Genomic DNA, 2881 nt, shown 5'->3' with positions numbered 1-2881 from the left:
GGCCCAGGAAGCGGCACCGGCCCAGGGCGGCGCGGGCGGCCCGGGCTTGGGGCGCATGGTGGGGCGCGGCATGGTCATGAACCTCACCAATCCCAAGGTGCTGGTGTTCTTCCTGGCTTTTTTGCCGCAGTTCGCTGACCCGGCGCGCGGCAGCGTGGCCGTGCAGCTCATGCTGCTGGGGGTGGTGTTCATGCTGGCCACGCTGCTGGTGTTTGGCGCCATCGCCTGTTTTTCGGGGGGCTTCGGGGCGTTGTTGCAACGCTCCGCCCGCGCGCAGACGGTGCTCAACCGTGTCGCCGGCCTGGTGTTTCTGGGGTTGGCGGTGCGGCTGGCCACGGCAGAGCGCTGAGCCCCTTCGCAGGCCTTCCGCGCACAGCCTCAGGCCGCAGGCAGCCTGGGCCTGAAACTATCAAAAACATAGCTGCGGGCGATTGGTACACGTGCGCAAGCGGCCAAAAACGCTTGCATTGTCATGGACGGGTTTGATAATGAAGGTATGACCGAACTCATCCTCATCCGCCATGGCGAAACCGACTGGAACCGCGAGTTGCGCTTCCAGGGCCAGGTGGATGTGCCCTTGAACGCCACGGGCCACGAGCAGGCGCGCCGCCTGGCCCAGCGCCTGGTGGCCGATAAGGTGGCGGTCGATCACCTGGTGTGCAGCGACCTGGTTCGCACCCGCCAGACGGCGCAGCCCGCACTCACCGCGCTGTTGCCGCAACTGCCCCTTGAGACGCTCACCGATGCGCGCCTGCGCGAGCAGCATTTCGGCGTGGTGGATGGCATGCGCGTGGACGACATCAAGGCGCAACACGCTGCAGCCTGGGCGCAATGGCTGCGCTTCGATGCCGATGGCGGCATGCCCGGCGGCGAGACCGCGCGGCAGTTCCACGCCCGCGTGATGGATGCGCTGCGCAGCCTGGCCCACCAGCACGCCGGCAAGACCATCGTTGTGGTCACGCATGGCGGCGTGCTCGACATGGTGTGGCGCACCGCGCGGGGTCTGGGGCTGGCGGGCCCGCGCCAGAGCGACATCCCCAATGCGGGCCTCAACCGCGTGCGCTTGCAGGGCGATGCCGTTGAGATCGTGCACTGGGCCGATACGCAGCATCTCGTCGGCCTGCCGGCACAGCCCGTCTACGACCAGACCCGGCTGGCCACCCCGGCGCCCCCCGAGTCCGTGCCGAGCGGCAGCACCGCCTAGCCTGCGGCGCCTGCCTGCGCCACGTGGTGGCTCAGCCCTGCACGAGCGCCAGGTAGGCGCTGCGCGTTTCGGACGACACCGAATCCACCAGTTGCTCGTAGGACGTCTTGTGCCGCGCCAGCATGCGTGCCGAGGCGATGGCTTTCGATTTGCAGAACCAGTGGCAGGTGTGCTGCATCAGGAACAGCTCGGCCGACATCGTGAAGGCCTTGTCGCGCGGGGGCAGGTGGGCAGCGTTGCGGGCCATGTTCTCGATCCCCCGGGCATGGATCGCCAGGGCCTTGCGCATGTCGAAAGTGGTGCCGGGAAACAGCTGGCTGGCGAACGGAATGGCCATGGCAAAGCGGCTGACGCGGGCGTCGGCCTCGCTGACCTGCGCGAACTCGGCGGTGAACCGGTTGAACTGTTCGCTGAGCTGCGATTCGGTGGTGGAGAGCAGGCTCCAGATCTGGTCGCGCCGCTCGGGAGTGCTCTCGCCCAGTGCCCGCAGATACCCTTCGGTCAGGGCCTCCATGAGCTTTTCGATCTGGTAATGGCCCAGGTAGCTGGCCAGCAGCGCCATGCGCTTGCGTTGCTGCTGGTGGTTGAGGATGTAGCTGCCGACGGCGATCAGGATGGCGAGGGTGAGAATGTCCATGGCCCGTTTATATCCCCGGCGGCAGCGGCCAGGGGCGTTGGGGTGGGCGGATTTGTTCGAACGCATTTGCCACCTGCAGCACGCCCAGGTCATCGAAGCGCTGCCCGGCGATCTGCAGGCCGATCGGCAGACCGCTGGCCGTGTAGCCGCAGTTCACCGAAGCGGCGGGTTGCTCCGACATGTTGAAGGGCACGGTGAAGCCGATGTGCTCCAGCGGGCGCAGCGGGTCGTTGGTGGGCGAGGGCAGCTCGGCGGCAAACGCTGGCAGCGGCCCCACGGGCGAGATCACATAGTCGAACACGCTGCAGGCGCGCACGGTGGCCACGCGGGCCAGGTGGAATTGCTGGCTGGCTTGGAACACCTCGGCGCCGCTCAGGCCTGCGGCGCTGTCGGCCCAGGCGCGGATGTAGGGCAGCACCTGCTCGCGCTGCGCCGCCGGCAGGGCCTGCAGATCGGTGAGCGAGCGCATGCGCCAGAAATGGTCCATGCCGTCGAGCATGGTCTGCGTCATGAACGGCTGCAGGGGAACGATGTGAGCGCCGGCCTGCTCCAGCCAGCGGGCGGCCTGTTCGACGGCGGCGCGCACCTCGGGTTCGACGGCAAGTCCACAGCCGGCCTCCAGCAGCAGGCCGATGCGAAGGCCGCGCAGGCGCTCTGCACCTTCGGCGAACTGCTGCCAGTCAATGTTCTGCGCAGGCAGGCTCATGCTGTCGCGCGCGTCGGGCTGGCTCAGCACCTGCATCATCAGCGCGGCATCCTGCACCGTGCGCGTCATGGGGCCGGCGGCACGGCCGGTATAGGGCGGGTCGATGGGGATGCGGCCCAGGCTGGGTTTCAGGCTGAAGATGCCGCACCAGCTCGCGGGCAGGCGCAGCGAGCCGCCGATGTCAGTGCCGATGTGCAGCGGGCCATAGCCCGCCGCCGCAGCAGCGCCCCCACCCGCGCTGGAGCCGCCGGGGCCTTTGGACAGGTCCCAGGGGTTGCGCGACAGCGGGTGAAAGCTCGAAAGCCCCGACGAGAGCATGCCGTAGTCGGGCATG

4 protein-coding genes are annotated in these 2881 nt (G+C 68.3%); 2 read left to right on the top strand and 2 right to left on the bottom strand.

Annotation, left to right across the window (positions count from 1 at the left end):
* A partial coding sequence (locus tag ACDELDRAFT_RS20980) for a LysE family translocator (RefSeq protein ID WP_005800145.1) occupies positions 1 to 349 on the top strand: 349 nt, incomplete at its 5' end.
* A gap of 147 nt (positions 350 to 496) precedes the next feature.
* Complete coding sequence (locus ACDELDRAFT_RS20975; RefSeq protein ID WP_085943619.1) at positions 497 to 1204, top strand: histidine phosphatase family protein; 708 nt, start codon at positions 497 to 499, stop codon at positions 1202 to 1204.
* Positions 1205 to 1235: 31 nt separating this feature from the next.
* Here the strand turns inward: ACDELDRAFT_RS20975 and ACDELDRAFT_RS20970 are convergent, their stop codons facing one another.
* Both ACDELDRAFT_RS20970 and ACDELDRAFT_RS20965 read right to left on the bottom strand, forming a co-directional pair.
* Entirely contained in the window at positions 1236 to 1841 is a 606-nt protein-coding gene (locus ACDELDRAFT_RS20970; protein WP_040330304.1) for a hypothetical protein, read from the bottom strand.
* Between the two features lie 7 nt (positions 1842 to 1848).
* On the bottom strand, positions 1849 to 2881 hold a 1033-nt coding region (locus ACDELDRAFT_RS20965), incomplete at its 5' end, for an amidase (RefSeq protein ID WP_005800138.1).

Origin of the sequence: Acidovorax delafieldii 2AN (assembly GCF_000175235.1) — a bacterium.
GTDB classification, from domain to species: Bacteria; Pseudomonadota; Gammaproteobacteria; order Burkholderiales; family Burkholderiaceae_C; genus Acidovorax; species Acidovorax delafieldii_B.
The sequence above is the reverse complement of the archived record's forward strand: the minus strand, read 5'-3'. Positions and strand labels throughout refer to the sequence as shown.

Coding starts and splice junctions, on each gene's coding strand:
- ACDELDRAFT_RS20975 (WP_085943619.1), top strand. CDS start 497: ATGACCGAACTCATCCTCATCCGCCATGGCGAAACCGACTGGAACCGC.
- ACDELDRAFT_RS20970 (WP_040330304.1), bottom strand. CDS start 1,841: ATGGACATTCTCACCCTCGCCATCCTGATCGCCGTCGGCAGCTACATC.